The organism is Streptococcus pluranimalium (genome assembly GCF_047785705.1).
Lineage (GTDB): Bacteria > Bacillota > Bacilli > Lactobacillales > Streptococcaceae > Streptococcus > Streptococcus pluranimalium_A.
This window is the reverse complement of record NZ_JBLOJV010000017.1, coordinates 21,266-37,468: the sequence shown is the minus strand read 5'-3', so window position 1 is coordinate 37,468 and position 16,203 is coordinate 21,266. Positions and strand designations below refer to the sequence as shown.

Sequence of the window (16,203 nt, the reverse complement as noted above, 5' to 3'; positions counted from 1 at the left end):
TATAACATATGGGATGCTTCAAAACAAACTTTTTGGTCTCACATCATTGACAAAGGTACATTTTTCTCAAAAGCTCATTATAACAATACTTAAAAAGACCCAAAGGGGTCTCAGACTGAAGACAAACATCATATTGGTGTTTGTCTTTTTACCTATTCCAGCGAGGAAATAACTCATTTTTGACCAAATCGTCTGATTTGAACAACATAAGAAGGCATCCCTGCCATCATTTTAACCAGTTTTTTAAGATTTAAGCACGCCAAAGTCAGTCCAACCCTATCCTCCATTTTGGACTTGCCTTTCTCTCTTGTATATCTGAGGTTGTGGTACTCCTTAGCCGTCCCAAAGAGTCGCTCAATGCTCTCTTTGCGTTTTTGATAACGTTCCTTCATGCCTCTTTGGTGTCGAATAGCCTCACAAATCTCCAAATAATCCTTCCAAATATGACGAGTGACCACTTTCTGGTGGTTTTTGCTTTCGGTACAGACATTTAATAAGGGACAAGCAACGCAGATGCTAGGGTCACTCTTGTACTCACGATAACCTTCTCTAGTCGTGGTACGATACGTCAACACCTGATGTTCAGGACAAAGATAGCAATCGAAATGGTCATCGTAAACAAAATCTTTCGGTCTTAACTTGCCTTTCTTGCCTCTAGGTCTCGTGTAAGGGAAAACTGGCGTGATGTTCTTGTCTAACAAAAACTTGGCGATGCTTGGCGTCTTATAGCCAGAGTCAGCGATAATAAATTGAGGGTGAAAGGGTTCAAGCTTGGCAAAAAGTGCAGGAAAAGCCTGACTGTCGTGAACATTCCCAGCCTCAATACTATAGGCCAACGCCCAGCCATATTTGTCACAGGCCACTTGGGCAGAATAGGCGAACACTTCCTTGTGCTCTCCTTTATGAAACCAGCCACTTTCTGGGTCTGTTGTCGAGATTTTCTTTTCTTTAGCCTCGCTTTCTCTGGCGCGCTTTAGCGACTTTTTTGCGTGCTTTTTCCTATCCAAGTCAATCTCAATGTTAAGTTGGTCACTCATAAACTTAGCTTGTTGCTCAATCAATTCTTTGCGGCACTTATGGTTGTTTGCGGCAGCTTTGATGTGAGTCCCATCCACAAAGATCTCATCCGAGTTAATCAAGTCAGCACTTAGTGCTTGGGTGAGCACATAGCTGAAAATCTCAGAAATCACTTGTTTATCTTGAAAACGACGGCTATAATTCTTCCCATACGTCGTGAAATGTGGCACCTTGTCATCCAAAGTCAAACCAAGAAACCAGCGATAAGCAGTGTTCACTTCAATCTCTTTGATGGTCTGACGCATAGAGCGAATACCATAGAAACACTGAATCAGAGGGAGTTTAACCAACATTACAGGATCAAGACTAGGACGACCAGTATCAGATGAATAGGTATCTTCCACTAGATGATAGATAAAGTCAAAATCCACGAGTTTATCCACTTGACGAAGAAAGTGATCTTCTGGTACAAGTTGATCAAGGGTATAGAACCCATACTGGTTCCGGTTGTAGTCTGGCTTTTCTTTGTGAAACATAAGGAGACCTCACAAGTCCTTTTCTTTATATTATACTCCTAAAAACACTAAAAAGCCCCTAGAAAATCAATCCTAGAGACTTTGTCTTCAGTCTGAGACCCAAAGGGGTCTTTTTATGATTAGTGATAACGTTTTTTAGAGAGAGCCAAAGCTGCAAGGCTTACCATTGTCGCTGCGGCTACCATGGTAAGTGTTTCTGATGCTTCACCTGTTTTAGGAAGTGTTTCAGTTGATTTGGTTTTCTTGATTGGATTGCTCTTTTCAGAAACCGTTGAAACTGATGATTGCGTTTGTAAAGATGGTTTGTGAGACAAAGAAACCACCTGATTTTCCTGATTTGTTGACGGTGATTTAGCCACAAGAGTTGCCAAATGAGCTTTTGATTGTTCTAGACTAGCTTGAGCTGCTGCATGTCCTTTAAGAGCGACATTTCGTTTAGCTTTCAATAATTCAAGTGTTTTCACCTCAGTTGCAAGCTTGGCTTTAGCCGATTCCAATGCTGAAGTAGCTTTTCTTAATTTTTCGTCTGCTTTTTCAAGAAGTTTAGGATCATTAGCTTTTTCTAACAGTCCTTGCAAGGTTACAACACGAGCTTTCAAAGCGTTCACCTTAACTGCAGAAGCATCGCTAGTTGCTTTAAGTTCTTGTAATTTTTTAAGTTCTTTTGTTAGCTTATCTTGAGCGTCAATTTTTTCTTGAAGGCGTCTAGCATTAGCCTGCTTGGCATCTTCTAAATCTTTAGCTAATTGTGATTTATTAGCGGTTAATTTAGTAGCTAAAGCTGTTAATTTAGTAACATTTTCGCGTGATGTTGACAGTTGAGCTTTAAGGTTCGCTAATTTTTCTTTAGCTCTAACAACAGATCCAACATTTGAGACGTCTGTATTGTTTGATTTTAAAGCTGCAATTTCAGCTTCAAGAGTCTTCATAGCTAACTCAACAGCTTTGATTTTCGCTGAGTTATCCACTGACGTTGTCGTCCCAGAAATGGATTTAGTGCTAAATTTAGCTGGATTGGCAATATTAGCTGACGGAACCATGTAAATATGTTGAGCGTTTGATGTTGCTGAAATACCTAGATAGTATGGGCCTTTATTTGAATTTTGAAGCAAACTAATCGTATGTCCATACTTAGAACCACCATCGTTAAAGAGCATGTAAACAATGCCATTGTAGAATGATGCTTTCAGTTGATCAACTGTCGTTGGTTTGCCAAAGAAACCTAGAGATTCATAGCCACGGTTATCATTTGGCTTCAAACCAACTGATGATGCAGCCTTACCAATAATGGTTGAACTGTGGGGATTGTTTAAGGTCCCAAAACCTGCCCTGCGATATTCTGTTGCAATGGCTGCCGCCATTTCTTGAACTGTTTTTGTGACAGTTACCGCTGCCAAGCCTAACTCTCCACGAACTCCGTTTAAAATAGCTTCTACGAATTGTGCCACTTCATTTTGAACAGCTTCCGATAGATTATTTGGATCAATAGTACGTCCTGCATCAGCAGCAATCGATTTATAAGAATTTAAAGCAGAAAAGCTACCGTAAGATCCTGCTTGAGCACCAGCTTCAATTTGATTAGCATATTGGGCAACAGCCGCATTGTAACCATCTGAAAATGTCCAACCACCATTTTCAATAGCTGTCAAAGCCGGCAACACTTGTGATTTGTAAGTGCTAGGCAGAGTGATTTTGTTTTCGCCAACAATACTATCTTTTGATGGTGTCGATGTGCTAGATGGATTTGCTAACTTCAGAGCTGATAACTCAGCTTGCTTAGCTGACAATTCTGCAACTTTCGCTTCAAGTTGTTTACTAACAGTTGCTATGGCTGCTGTTGTCGCTGAGGATACTTCCCCTTCTGCAACAGAAATCTCCTGTTCAAGACGAGCAAGGTTTACTTTCTCTGAAACTAGATCTTGAGCGATTTTTCCAGGTGCTTCAACAAGCGATGTCAACTCATCAAGCTTTGTAGCAGCTTCTGATGAGGCCACATTGGCTGCAGAAGCTGTAGCGCTCGCTGAAGCGACAACTACTGATTGAGAATCAACTGCTGACTGATCCACAGCAGCTGTTGCTGTTTCGGACGCTAATGCTGACGTCGCAGAAGCGATTTCTGATGTTGTCGCAGAAAGAAACTCTGGAGTTGCTTGTGATTTAATCATCACAGCCTCAGAATGTTCTGAGACAGCGCTAGCAAGATCCGCTTGTAGTTTAGACGTTTCTGATGTCGCTACCTCTACTACTTTTAATTGTGACGAAACATCGCCTTCTCTAGCAGATAACACAACAGCGGTACGGTTAGCTTGTGCCTGTGCATTAGCCACTGCTGCGTTAGCACCAGCGATTGTATTTGGTGCCGTATTAGCTTTGGTAGCAGTTGAAGCTGCTGGACTTAATGGTTGGGAAGGCGTTAATTCATCCGCTTGTACACCTTGATTGGCTAAACCAAGTCCTAATAAAGCAAGCGTTGAGGTTGCTGCTAACTTTCCTGAATGATGCTTTACTAATTTTAATTGTTTCAACATAATCTTACACTCACTCTTTTTTCTTTAGTGCTAGTAGAGTTTAGCAATTGGTTTGCGATACACTTCGACTAGTTTACTTATTTTAACATACTAATATTTCATTTTTGTAACAAAATGGTATTATTTTAATGATTTGGTTTTTTGGTTTTTTAGTCATTTTTCAAGAGACTGCCTATCTCAACTGTGACGTGGCTATTTTTGACATCTAACTCTAAGACTCTAAGCAGCGACTGATAAGAAATATCCATCTTTTTAGTTCGTGCATTTTCAGCAAATACAGCAACACCGACTAACTCGCTACCAAACTCATGTAATAAGGCCATCATGCCTGTAATCGTACCACCACCCTTTAAAAAATCATCCACAATAAGGACACGACTTCCAGGTTTTAAGCTACGTTTTGACAAAAACATTTTTTCAATACGATCTGAGGAACCACTCACATAATTCACTGAAACGGTCGATCCTTCGGTGATTTTTAAATCGCGACGAACAATGACAAAGGGGACGTTCAGAATATTAGCGACCGCATTGGCTAAAGGAACACCCTTGGTTGCAACCGTCATAACCGCATCAATCGTTTCGCCTTTAAAAGCATTGGCAATAACCCGCCCAACATTTTGAAGAATCGTTGGTGTGCTCAAAAGATCGGTCAAATACAAATAACCACCAGGTAAGATACGATCACTTTCAGAGAGCTTATCGCAAAGTGACTTGGCAATCATAAGCGCCTCATCTCTGGAAATACTAGGCCTAAAAATCACACCGCCGCTGGCACCTGTAACCGTCTCAATTTCTCCGATATGATTTTCTTCAAAAGCCTTCTTAATGATGGCAATATCTTCTGAAATGGATGATTTAGCAGCCTCATATTTGCTCGCAAAAGTATGCAAGTTGGTTAGTTGATAAGGATTGTTAATCAGGTAGTTTGAAATCACCACCATACGTTCGCTACGCCTTAATTTCATGCTTTTCTCCTCTTAAAACGGTATGACTAAACAGTCGGCTAAACACTCTAGCTTTGATGATATCAATAAAGCAAGCCCATTCAGTCATCTATAGCTTCTACCCAACCAAAATCCTAAAATAAAGATGCTGATATTTACCAAGCAAATCACGTCAGAATTTTGGGTTTTTAATGGGTGCTGTCACTGATGTTTTAGTTATTATAACACAAAAGACATAAAAAGCGAACGTTTCACTGAGTCGGCTCGCTTTTTAGGTTTTATTTGCTCTTAGGTTTGTAAAATGACCGATTATCCAGGGCAAACAGGCGTGCTGTCATCTCCCCTTCATCGACGCGACCAAGTGCCGTTAGCATCATCATCATCTCAGCATCAATGTTATCAATCATGTGAAGCATTTCAGCTTCCATGATTTTGGGACGAACAGGGCTCCCATACTCTAAAAGACCGTGATGACTTAGAACAACATGGCGTAAAACGGTCACTTCTTCCTTGGTATCGTCAATGTTTAATTCGGAAATGACCTTAGTTATTTCTTCATCAATCAAGGCAATATGCCCAATCAGGTTACCACGTAAGGTATACTCTGTCTGCTCTGGACCAGAGAGTTCAATAACTTTTGCCAAATCATGGAGCATAATCCCTGCAAACAAGAGACTTTTATTTAATTCAGGGTAAATATCACCAATAGCATCCGCTAAACGAACCATGGTCGCAGTGTGATAGGCTAGACCTGATTCAAAGGCATGGTGATTTGTTTTAGCGGCTGGATAAAGGAAAAATTCCTGATGATACTTACGATAAAGAGCCCGTACAATGCGCTGCCAAGTCGCATTTTCAATCTTAAACACCATTTGCTCAAGGTATTCCTTGATATCAGACACGTCTACTGGTGGTTTTTCTTTAAAGTCTGCTGGATCGCTAGGCTCTCCGACGACTGGCAAACGTAAGCTAATCTGATTGACTTGAGGGGTATTGTTATAAACCTCACGGCGCCCCTCCATGTGAACAACCGTCCCTGCCGTAAAGGTTTCAACATTATGAGCCTGTGCATCCCAAAGATTGCCAGAAATTTCTCCCGAGTCATCCTGAAAAGTCATTGCGAGAAAGTCTTTTCCTGCCCTTGTCTTGCGTAATTCTGCTTTCTTGATGAGATAGAAGCCTTGGAAAGGTTCATCTTTTTTCATTTGGTTAATTTTCATAAGAGTCCTCATCTTCTAAAGGTGTAACTGCCAAAAGATTGGCTGTCGCACTATCTTGATAGGTTTCAATGGTTTGCAATGCACGACGAATCGAATGCGTTCTGGTTGTTAAGAGGCTATCAACTGTCTTACTGGCTGTTGATAACTGTTTTTGAGCCTTGATTAACATGTCGCCAAATTTATCAAATTCTAACTTAACATTCCCCAAAACTTTGCTAATATCATCAGCGTTTTTTTGGATATTCAAGGTTCTAAAACCAACTGACAGCGAATTTAAAATAGCTGACAGGGTTGATGGTCCAGCAATCACAATCTGCTCCTCTCGCCTTAAACTGTCAAAAAAGGCTGACTGACGGACCACCTCGGCATAAAGCCCTTCTGTAGGTAAAAACAAAATACCAAAATTGGTGGTTTCAGGTGGCTTGACGTACTTGGTATAAATCGATTTTGCGAAACGCTTGATACTGAGCAACAAGGCCTTACGATGACGCTCAATGTCCGCCTTATCCCCTTTCTCATAAGCCTCCTCAAGCCGATAATAATCCTCCAAAGGAAACTTGGAGTCAACAGGAAGGTAGACATAGTCTCCTTGGCCTCTGCCAGGTAGCTTGATGGCATACTCAACACGCTCTAAAGAGCCAGATATCGTCGCAAACTCTCGCTCATATTGGTTTTCCGTTAAGATATCCTCAATAATCTGTCCCAATTGCAGCTCACCAAGTATGCCTCTTGTCTTGGTGTTTGATAAGACCTTGTTAAGAGTGCCGACATCTTGAGCGATAGACTTCATCTCACCGAGACCTTGATTGACGGATTCTAACTGCTTGGAAACACTATCAAAAGAGGCCTTTAGACGATTTTGCAAGGTCTGCTCAAGCTTTTCCTCGACCGTTAGACGCATCTGCTCCAAACGCTTTTCATTAGATGCCTGCATGTCCTTGACAGCACTGGTCAACTGCTGGCTGATTACTTCCAGCCGCTGGTCCGATCGATCACGACTATCTGACAAATTCTGATGAAGAACATCACGGATATCCGCTAATTGCTGATAGACCTCTGATTGCGCACGACTTAAGTCATGATTTAAAGACAAGCGTTGCTCATTAGCAGAAGTCGTGAGCTGATAACTTATCTGATCAGATAAGTTATCAGCATGATGTTCCAACTGATCTTTAAGCATAGATGCTAATCTGACAAGCCTTATCACGACAAAGAAAAGCAAGCCCAGTCCAGTTAATACCAATAGGATAACTAAATCTCCCACCTTAACTCCTTTTCTAATCCTTACTCTCGATGACAACCACATAGCCACTAGGAATTACTACTGTGATCGGCTGACCTATCGATTCATTACTCGAGTAGATTTTTTTCTTAAAATAATTCGCCGCTGTTAAATCGTACTTGGCACCAAGGATCGTCAAAACCGCCTCATCATCAGTCATAAATGCCAGATAAGTCATTTCTGACTGTGCCTGAAACGTATGCTTACCTTGCGGCAAATAAGAAATGTAGTTGGTCTCATCTGCCAGATGAATTTGACTCATGAAAGGGGCAAGTTCTGGATCACTCGGCAGAAAGACATTGGACAAAAGATGGTCCATGCGACCGCCAAAAACACCAAAAAGAGTCGCCTCTGCTTGAGGATACTGGGCAAATAGGTGCTTCAAAGCCAACTCTGTGTCTGTATCATCCTTCTCAGCAGATGATGAATAGAGCGTTGCTCCAGAATGCTTGATGGTCTCAAACTCAGCATCAGAGATTGAGTCAAAATCTCCAACTGCCCAATCCAGCTGCCAACCTTCCTCTAAGAGTTTCAAAGCCCCTCGATCAATACCAATATAAATATCAAAATCGCCACGTGGTGGGCTATAATCACCACCTGCCATCAATGCTGCTCTAATCATTTAAAGCCACACGTAAGGTCTCTACCTGTGATACCAAGTCTTGTGATTTGAAGAGGTAAGATCCTGCGACAAAGACATTAGCGCCTGCATCAGCACAAGCCTTAATTGTTTGATTATCAACACCACCATCTACCTCAATGTCAAAACGTAACCCTTTTTGATCACGTAATTGAGCAACCTGACTCACTTTTTCCAGACACTCAGGAATAAAAGCTTGACCTCCAAAGCCTGGATTGACGGTCATGATAAGCACCTGATCCACCAAGGCCAAAACAGGTATCAAGCTATCAACTGGCGTGCCAGGATTGATCACAACACCTGCCTTCATCCCCGCTGCCTTAATCTTTTGGAGAGCTCCGTGGATATGCAGCGTGCTTTCGGTATGGATCGTCATGATATCTGCACCTGCTTGAGCATAAGCATCTACAAATCGCTCAGGATTAGCAACCATCAGATGAACATCAAACACTAACTTACTGTGCTTACGCATACTAGCGACTACATCTGCACCAAAACTGATATTGGGCACAAATTGACCATCCATAATATCAATATGAACATACTGCGCACTGGTCTCCTCGATACGCTTGAGTTCTTGAGCAAAGTGAGCATAGTCAGCTGCTAAAATAGAAGGGGCGATGATATGATGTGACATGATGACCTACTTTCTTTTGATGACCTTGGCATACGTTTCACGACGATTGTCGATTTCACTAAGAAGTTGGAGGTAATTATCATAGCGTGACTGCCAAATAACGTCGTCCTCTAGGGCCTGCTTAACCCCACAGGAGGGTTCATGGGTATGACTGCAAGAACGAAATTTGCAATCATGACTGGCCTTGCGTATTTCAGGGAAAGACTCACTCAGGTCTTCAGCCGTCTGAACATCGTAATCCAAAGATGAAAACCCTGGAGTGTCGGCGATTTTCCCGCCATGCACATTGTAAAAGCTAACCGCACGTGTCGTATGCCGCCCCCTACCCAGGCTATCTGAAATCGCTCCTGTTTCCAAAGCTAACTCTGGTGCAATCTTATTGAGCAAGGTGGATTTCCCAACCCCTGTCTGCCCCATAAAGACCGTCACCTTATCTTTCAACAAAGGCAGCAGGTCTTCTGGCGATAAGATCACCTCATAGCCAATCTGACGATATCGCTGGGCGATCATAGCCATCGCTTGCTGATCTGTCAGCAAGTCCATCTTGGAGATGTAAACAACTGGCTCTATGGATTTGTTTTCCAAAAGAACCAGGAAACGATCTAATAAGTTAGCATTAAAGTCAGGCTCTTTAGCGGACATAATAACCACAGCTTGGTCAATATTGACAATGGGCGGGCGAACCAGACTATTGTGACGGTCATGAATCCTCAACAGATACCCTTCTGAATGATCTTCTGCTGAAAACTCCACAAAATCACCTACATAGGGTGTTTGACCTTTTTTTCTAAAGTTTCCCCTAGCCCTTGTCTGATAGACTTTCCCATCAGACTCAACATAATAAAAACCAGCTAAAGCCTTAATAATTCTTCCTTGCAAACGAACTCCTCAGTAATTCAAGATATGCTTATTATATCAGAATTCTTGTCATTCATCAGCAACGAATGGTTTTTTCTATGTTTTAAGACAGGAGACTGCTGATTTGAGTTGTTAGTAAGGTCAAAAGTTGCACAAACAATCCCATATAAAGGCAACACACACAGAGTTTTTTGGCCTTACTGATTCTCTGATAAGACACGTGACAAAGCACCACAAAAGCGCCTAGGATGGCTAAAAAACGTAAGAGTTGGCAAAGGTAGTCGGCAGCCAACAAATGAGCTAAGGGCAATAACAGCAAAGCCCAAAGGTAGACAAACTTAAAACGCCTTACCCAGCCTCCTTTTCGGTAAGTTTCAGGCATTAAGATAAAGCAAGAAGCTGTCGCTAAAGTGTATACCAAACATAAAAATAGGTTCATCAGTAATCCTCGATTCTTTTCTTACCTATTTATTCGTAAAAAATCAGAACGACGATCAAAAAAATGATTTGTTCATCCAGGGACAAGAGAGAGGTCTCTGACATGGGATTTGCTAGGAAATATATTTTTTTGAATTAAGATTAGGACATCAATGAATCATTTTGATAAACGCTAATAATGTTAGCTGTTATATACTTTGTCCTAATCTATTTTCAATACACTATAACTTCCCTGCGCCTCTCGTGGTTGTCAAGATTTTCCCACCAAAAAAGAATTGAAGAAAACAATCCAAAAGGGTTGTTTCCTTCAATTCTACGGGGGTTGTCTAGGCACTTATAGCGCTTATTTTCCTGGTACTTTCAAAGCATCAGCTTCTGGGATGTAGTCTTTGCTACCAAGGTATTTTTCAGCAAGCTCTGCCAACTTACCATTTTTTTGCAATTCTTTAATACGGTCGTTAACAAATGCTTGAAGATCGTCTTTTCCATCAGCAAAGATAAAGTAGATGTAAGGCTTCACTTTGGCATCAATTTCAATCGTTTTCAAGTTATCCAAGCCTTGTGATTCAATAATAGCATTAACCGTCGGTGCATCAAACAATTTGAAGTCTGTTTTGCCATCATTAAGCCCATGAAGGGTTTGCGTGATGTCTTCATTAGAGAACTTCAACTCAACTGGGTTATCAGCATGTGTTTTATTAAATTCTTCTAATTGTGTCACTGTTGATGTTCCTTGGACTACTTGAGTACTATGTCCAGCGATGTCATCGTATGATTTGATGTCGCTGTTTTTAGGAACTGCCAAGACTGCAGGGGTTGTCCCTGTTGGGTATGAGTAGAGGTATTTAGCAGCACGCTCTTCTGAGAATGACAAGTTATTACCACTCATTTGGTATTTCCCAGCATCAAGTCCTGTAAAGATGGACGACCAAGCTGTCTTTTGGAAGTTAACCGTGTAATTATCCGAATCTTTAAAGATCTCACGCGCAAGCTCGACATCAAAACCTGTCAACTGACCTTCTTTTTCATAAGAAAACGGTGCTGTTGTCCCAACTGTTGCAAACACAACCTCTTCTTTTGATGTTTCACTGGCAGACTTGTCTTTTGACCCATCAGATGAGCAAGCCGCTAAGACAAGACCTGATGCCAAAGCAAGACCAGTAAGGGCAACCATTTTTTTCAATTTCATGTTAAAACTCCTTAAATTCATGATTTTTGAACCTTTCAAAAATACTTGTCCCTATTATAGCACTAAAGGTGATTTTTGCTTAGCGATTGGTTATAGCAATTCACTATCATCTGATAGGCAAAAGCTATCACAGCAATCAAAAACCCTGGCTCTAGGCTCTTCTAGCGACTGGCATTAGGGTAATCCTACCTCTTTGAGGGCATCCGCTAAACGGCCAAAGTCTGCGATGGAGAGGGCTTCTCCACGAAGATTTGGTCTTAGCGTCGCTTTTTCTAAAGCTGCTTCCAACTTCACTTTGACATCTTCTGTCTTGCCAAAACGGTTGGTCAGGTTGTTCCAGAGGGTCTTTCGTCTATGGACAAAACTAGCTTTTGAGACCTCAAACAAGAAATCCTCATCCTGCACTTGAACCAAAGGATTGTCCCGACGAACCATCTTGAGAATAGCCGAATCAACGTTAGGTGCTGGCACAAAGACCGTGCGAGGCACGATGAAAGCGACCTTGGCTGTCATATAGTACTGGACAGCGATCGAGAGGCTGCCGTAAGCCTTGGTGTTTGGCTCGGCGGAAATGCGGTCCGCCACCTCTTTTTGCATCATGACCACGAACTCCGTGAAAGGAATCTTGCTCTCGATTAGGTGCATGAGGATAGGGGTCGTGATGTAGTAAGGGAGATTAGCCACCACCTTAATAGGCAGGTCGGGATTCTTAAACTTCTGAATCTCCGTCTGCAGGTCGCTCTTCAAGACATCCTGATTGATGACTTGGACGTTGTCAAAATCGCGAAGCGTATCAGCCAAAATCGACACCAAGCGATCGTCGATTTCAAAGGCCATGACCTCAGCGGCATCCTCCGCCAAGAACTCAGTCAAAGCACCTATACCAGGACCAATTTCGATGACGTTGACCTTCTCATCAATCTCTGCTGTGTCAACAATCTTCTGCAAGATGTTAGTGTCAGTCAAAAAGTTCTGACCGAATGATTTCTTAAAGGTAAAACCGTGACGTTCAAGAACGCTCTTCGTCACGGAGTAATCTGCAATTCTCATGTGTGGTTCTTTCCATCTATATCGAAACCTGTAAAATAAAAATTATATTTCCCTGCACCATCAACAACCTTTGCTTTAAGAAACTTTTCCAAATTCTCTTTTGTAAATACAAGTGCATAAAAATCCTTATTGCCTCTTACGCAAAATATATAGTGCTTAAAATTATTTGCACTATCAAATTTTTCCTCAAAAAGGCTATGCCAACCTGACCATTGCGCACCTTTAGGATACTTTTTTCTGTTGCTATCTTTTATATAATTCTTACTTATACTAATTTTCTTATTATTCATTCCCTCATCGAAAGAACTTATATTCTCTTTCCTCAATTGTTTCACAACTTCTTGATACAACTGATTTTTTTTTATATCGCTATCCTCTATTAATAATTTGTAATATCTTCCTCCCTCAATGAAGTTATCTACAGCAATTTTCTCCCTAATATCAATTACCTGACTCACTACACTATCTACTCGTTCAGGAACAGTTTCCAAATCTTCAAGAGTATATTCTTCGTTACCTGACTTGATTCTACCTACCAGTTGATTATTTTTAAATAACTTATTCAATAAATCAATCATTTATAGCCTCCATTATAATGCAATCAATAAATTTACAATTAACAAAATCATTAGCTTCAATATTCTCTTTAGAAAATGTACATTCTACAAAGCATTTATTTTTAAATGAAAATTCTTTTATATTTTTCTCCCTAAAATCTATCAAGCTGAAATATTTTACTATTGGTAATTCTAATGCCTTCAGTTTCCTAGTTTCTTCCAAACCGAGCAACGCAGGTGTCAAAGCATTTTTTAAATTTTCTTTCCAAGAGATAACTTGTTCATCTTGAGGCTCATCAACCAAATTATCTGGATAGGGAACTGCACAGATTACTGTAATTAGTTGGACAAAATCAAGATGTATATTCGTATCCGTTTTCAACTCTTTAAAAAGCTTGTCGAAACTCTCTATAATATAGTTATTTGAATTAAGATTAAGACATCGATGAATTATTTTGATAAACGCTAATAATGTTATCTATTTCTATACGTTGTCCTAATCTATTTTCAATCCACTATATAAACGATTTTGGAAGATTTCTGCGAGGATAAAGTCCCGTCTTTTCTAACTTCGTTTGTAATTTCATATAGCTGCTCATCATAATATTTTACTACATCTAAAACTTGTTGTGCAATCCTTCTTTTTTCATTTTCTAGTTGCCTTGTTCTATTTTCAAGTTGCTTAGTCTCATTTTCACTTTTTTCTTGTTCAAGCTGAACCCTATCTTTAATCGATATATTCCAAGTTATTAATGCTGGGAAAGCTAAGACTATTCCAGTCAAAACTTCTCCTTGAGTCAAACTAGAAAAAATAAGATTTTCTCCTTTGGTAATACAATTTAATACTAAAATAATTATGTCAATACCTACACCAAACATCAAAGGGATAGTGAATTTTTTCCAATCATAATTACTCATATATTTCTCCTTATTAACTCTATATGTTTCATAAACTCTTCACTTCAACCTCTACCAATTTTACTCCAAAAGTTTTTAAGTGTTTGAGGAGTTTCTTTCTCTTCTATAATCACTAAAACCTTCCCTAGTAGTAATGTTTTCCTTTCTATTTAGAATGGTAAATCTTCATCAAAAATTTCTAAATTCTGATTTACTTTCGGAAATTTCTTCTCGTAAAAATCAATCAAAAATAAACCAACTGTCGCACAAGCATTAACGGCAAAGTAAGCATATAAAGGTTGATCAATTAGATATTTTCCAGTTTCTTGACCATGATGTAATGTTTTATCACTTCTTAAATCTTCAATTGCTTTTGCAACCGTCGTCAACGAACTTGCAATCACCCTTAACTCTCCAGGTATTTTAGGACTGTCAGGATTTAATTCAAATACCTTTATGATTTCTTTCACAAGATACTTGCTTGTCTTATTACTAGATTCAATATGTGAAAAATTTTCATCAGATAAAATTTCTTTAATTATACTCTCAAGTACTGAATTAACATTTCCAACCGAATCAGCTGGATCTTTTTCAATATTGTGAAAAGCTTTTTCAAAAACTTTTGATGCATTTTTGTAGTCATTTTTCAGCTTATTTCGAAAAGTTGGAATTAACGGAATGAAGTCAGGCGTCTCAATTCCTAAATCAATTGCAATTTTCAATAGCTTATCAGGTATTTCAACCGCTAGATTAGCTAAAGTTTCAGAAAGATTGATTTTTCCTTGATTATTCACTTCCGTAAAATAATATATTTCAAAGTCGGGATTATAGGAATCATAAAACATTTGATTTAATTTTATATATTGTTCAACTTTTTTATTATGATGAATATTTTTCCCATATCGTTTTCTCAACTTGCTCAAGCAACTCCATTCTATAAACAGGCGAAATTGCCAAAAAATTATTTTCCATATTCCCCCATCACTTCCTCAACCTCTGCCAATGTCATTCCAAAGAGTTCCAGACGCTTAAGGAGTTGTTTACCATTGCTATAGCCGATGCGGAGTTTTTCTCCTAGATATTCACGACGCTGGCGGCTATCAGCTCCCATGAGCAGTCCGAGGCGCAACAAATCCGATTTAGTAATATCAAAATGATCGTCATCAAAGTGCTGGGTAACTTTGGATAGAGCCTTATCTAAGTCTTCAAAGCTAGCATGCTCAACACCAAGAGAACGGCCTTTGGTTTTGGATTTTGGGGCTGCCTCGTCACGATTGAGAAAGGCGTGACGAACTGTTGGGATGGCATCCATGATGATACGGCGGATGCGCTCGCCACTGTAATCTGGGTCAGTGAAGACGATGACACCACGGAGGTCATGCAATCTCTCAATGCGATCCAAATCATCGTCAGAAATAGCTGAACCTCTGGTCTCATAAGTATCAACATCATAAAAACGCTTGAGATTAGCAGTATCATCCTTGCCTTCAACAACAAGAACTTCTTGTATCTTGATTTTTTCCATCTACTTATTCCAATCCAAAGATGCGATCGGCATTTGCTGTGGTTGCTTGAGCGACTTCTGCCACACTAAGACCTCGTAATTCAGCGATTTTTTCAACCACATAGCGGGTATAGGCTGTCTTGTTTTCCTTGCCACGCTTGGGTACAGGAGCTAAGTACGGGGCGTCCGTTTCGACAAGAATTTTATCCAATGGTAATTGCTGCGCTGCTTCTTGGAGTTCGGTTGCTTTTTTAAAAGTAACAACACCCGAAAATGAAATCATCATGCCTAAATCAACAAATCTTTGAGCCTCTTCTAGCGAACCAGAGAAAGAATGCATGATTCCCCCACGTGGTCCAAGGCCGGCTTCCTTAATCACTTGGTAAGTATCCTCAAGTGCGTCTCGAGTATGGACCACAAAGGGCAAATCCAAATCCTTTGACAGCTCTATCTGACGCTTAAAAACAGCTATCTGAGTCTCCTTAGGATCCTTCATCCAGTGATAGTCTAAACCAATCTCACCAAGAGCAAGCACCTTAGGATGCTTCAAAGCAGCTTTGAGGTAATCTTCCACCTCATCATGATAAGAACCAGCCTCTGTCGGGTGCCAGCCCAGCGTCAAGTAAACTTCCGGATACTGATCAGCGAGCTCTAACGCCCTCTCAATAGTTTTCCGGTCAAATCCAACCACATTATGCTTGGTAACACCCATATCACGCGCCAAAGCTAATTCTTCAGAGACTGTTTCAGTAAAATTCGCCACATTAAGGTGGGTATGCGTATCAAAAATATCCATACCAATATTATAACACAGCTAAGCATGAAACGTTTTAAAGAGACTAACGAGGTCAATATATCTCCTGATACATCCTTTGCTAGTCAGCTTTTTTAATGGTAAAATAA

Annotated in this window: 16 protein-coding genes and 1 pseudogene; all 17 read right to left on the bottom strand. The window is 40.2% G+C overall.

Features of this window, described 5'->3' with window-relative positions; all coding sequences use genetic code 11:
• Positions 1-173 precede the first annotated feature (173 nt).
• The 17 genes and pseudogenes from ACMZ6Z_RS05665 to ACMZ6Z_RS05585 all read right to left on the bottom strand — a co-directional run bounded on the left by ACMZ6Z_RS05665 (position 174) and on the right by ACMZ6Z_RS05585 (position 16,096).
• On the bottom strand, positions 174-1,553 hold the full coding sequence (locus ACMZ6Z_RS05665) for an IS1182 family transposase (RefSeq protein WP_416131635.1): 1,380 nt from the start codon (positions 1,551-1,553) through the stop codon (positions 174-176).
• Between the two features lie 119 nt (positions 1,554-1,672).
• Positions 1,673-4,081, bottom strand: a complete 2,409-nt coding sequence (locus ACMZ6Z_RS05660; protein ID WP_416131634.1) for an SEC10/PgrA surface exclusion domain-containing protein — start codon at positions 4,079-4,081, stop codon at positions 1,673-1,675.
• A gap of 149 nt (positions 4,082-4,230) precedes the next feature.
• Positions 4,231-5,049: a pur operon repressor gene (gene purR / locus ACMZ6Z_RS05655; RefSeq protein ID WP_416131633.1), complete on the bottom strand. Its 819-nt coding sequence runs from the start codon at positions 5,047-5,049 to the stop codon at positions 4,231-4,233.
• 257 nt (positions 5,050-5,306) lie between these two features.
• Positions 5,307-6,248 carry a 3'-5' exoribonuclease YhaM family protein gene (locus tag ACMZ6Z_RS05650; RefSeq protein WP_416131632.1) on the bottom strand — a complete coding sequence of 314 codons (942 nt, stop codon included), beginning with the start codon at positions 6,246-6,248 and terminating at the stop codon, positions 5,307-5,309.
• On the bottom strand, positions 6,238-7,512 hold the full coding sequence (locus ACMZ6Z_RS05645) for a DNA recombination protein RmuC (protein WP_416131631.1): 1,275 nt from the start codon (positions 7,510-7,512) through the stop codon (positions 6,238-6,240). Before ACMZ6Z_RS05645 ends, ACMZ6Z_RS05650 begins: the two co-directional genes overlap by 11 nt.
• Before the next feature lie 13 nt (positions 7,513-7,525).
• Positions 7,526-8,152: a thiamine diphosphokinase gene (locus ACMZ6Z_RS05640; RefSeq protein ID WP_416131630.1), complete on the bottom strand. Its 627-nt coding sequence runs from the start codon at positions 8,150-8,152 to the stop codon at positions 7,526-7,528.
• Positions 8,145-8,807, bottom strand: a complete 663-nt coding sequence (rpe, locus tag ACMZ6Z_RS05635) for a ribulose-phosphate 3-epimerase (protein ID WP_416131629.1) — start codon at positions 8,805-8,807, stop codon at positions 8,145-8,147. Before rpe ends, ACMZ6Z_RS05640 begins: the two co-directional genes overlap by 8 nt.
• 6 nt (positions 8,808-8,813) lie before the next feature.
• Positions 8,814-9,686, bottom strand: coding sequence for a ribosome small subunit-dependent GTPase A (rsgA, locus tag ACMZ6Z_RS05630; protein ID WP_416131628.1), 873 nt, complete (start codon positions 9,684-9,686; stop codon positions 8,814-8,816).
• 82 nt (positions 9,687-9,768) lie between these two features.
• Positions 9,769-10,047: a hypothetical protein gene (locus tag ACMZ6Z_RS05625; RefSeq protein ID WP_416131627.1), complete on the bottom strand. Its 279-nt coding sequence runs from the start codon at positions 10,045-10,047 to the stop codon at positions 9,769-9,771.
• A 399-nt stretch (positions 10,048-10,446) separates the two neighbouring features.
• Complete coding sequence (locus tag ACMZ6Z_RS05620) at positions 10,447-11,292, bottom strand: transporter substrate-binding domain-containing protein (RefSeq protein WP_416131626.1); 846 nt, start codon at positions 11,290-11,292, stop codon at positions 10,447-10,449.
• Positions 11,293-11,466: 174 nt separating this feature from the next.
• Entirely contained in the window at positions 11,467-12,342 is an 876-nt protein-coding gene (gene rsmA / locus ACMZ6Z_RS05615) for a 16S rRNA (adenine(1518)-N(6)/adenine(1519)-N(6))-dimethyltransferase RsmA (RefSeq protein WP_416131625.1), read from the bottom strand.
• Positions 12,339-12,920: a hypothetical protein gene (locus ACMZ6Z_RS05610; RefSeq protein ID WP_416131624.1), complete on the bottom strand. Its 582-nt coding sequence runs from the start codon at positions 12,918-12,920 to the stop codon at positions 12,339-12,341. The genes rsmA and ACMZ6Z_RS05610 overlap by 4 nt, the downstream gene beginning before the upstream one ends.
• A complete protein-coding gene (locus tag ACMZ6Z_RS05605) occupies positions 12,913-13,281 on the bottom strand; it encodes a hypothetical protein (protein WP_416131623.1) in 369 nt (122 codons plus the stop codon). Before ACMZ6Z_RS05605 ends, ACMZ6Z_RS05610 begins: the two co-directional genes overlap by 8 nt.
• Before the next feature lie 125 nt (positions 13,282-13,406).
• Positions 13,407-13,817 (bottom strand): hypothetical protein, encoded by a 411-nt coding sequence (locus tag ACMZ6Z_RS05600; RefSeq protein WP_416131622.1) that lies wholly within the window; start codon positions 13,815-13,817, stop codon positions 13,407-13,409.
• A gap of 149 nt (positions 13,818-13,966) precedes the next feature.
• Positions 13,967-14,768, bottom strand: a pseudogene (locus tag ACMZ6Z_RS05595) (abortive infection family protein).
• Positions 14,758-15,321, bottom strand: coding sequence for a ribonuclease M5 (rnmV, locus tag ACMZ6Z_RS05590; RefSeq protein WP_416131621.1), 564 nt, complete (start codon positions 15,319-15,321; stop codon positions 14,758-14,760). Before rnmV ends, ACMZ6Z_RS05595 begins: the two are co-directional and overlap by 11 nt.
• A 4-nt stretch (positions 15,322-15,325) precedes the next feature.
• Positions 15,326-16,096, bottom strand: a complete 771-nt coding sequence (locus ACMZ6Z_RS05585) for a TatD family hydrolase (protein WP_416131620.1) — start codon at positions 16,094-16,096, stop codon at positions 15,326-15,328.
• Positions 16,097-16,203 lie beyond the last annotated feature (107 nt).